This window comes from Methanobacterium formicicum DSM 3637, assembly GCF_000302455.1.
Taxonomy (GTDB): Archaea; Methanobacteriota; Methanobacteria; order Methanobacteriales; family Methanobacteriaceae; genus Methanobacterium; species Methanobacterium formicicum_A.
The window spans coordinates 1-355 of the sequence record NZ_AMPO01000027.1 but is presented as its reverse complement, the minus strand read 5'-3'; the positions used below and the strand labels follow the sequence as shown (position 1 = coordinate 355).

Below are 355 nucleotides of genomic sequence, written 5' to 3'. Positions count from 1 at the left end.
GAATAGCAGAATACATGACCGGCAACGGCCAAGCACCACCATACGGAGTAATCGGCCTCGGACAAATCAGCTACCAATCACAAATCTACCTATACAGCAGAATACTCACATCCTACGCAAACAACGGCACACTACCAACCACAATAACCGTCAAACAATGGACCAACAACAACATACCCATAACCGAACCAACCACAACCACAGTAACCATAGCACAAATACTCACCGCAGCACAAACAGTCAAAAACTACATAGAAACCAACAAAGCACTACCCTCAACCGTAACAGTAGGAACAACCACCATAAACATGGCACAATTCCTATACCTAACCACAACAGCAACCACACTACTAAA

The 355-nt window shown here is 44.5% G+C and carries 1 pseudogene; it reads left to right on the top strand.

Annotated elements, in window-relative coordinates:
- Positions 1–14 precede the first annotated feature (14 nt).
- A pseudogene (locus A994_RS12770) lies at positions 15–355 on the top strand (hypothetical protein); the annotation flags it as partial.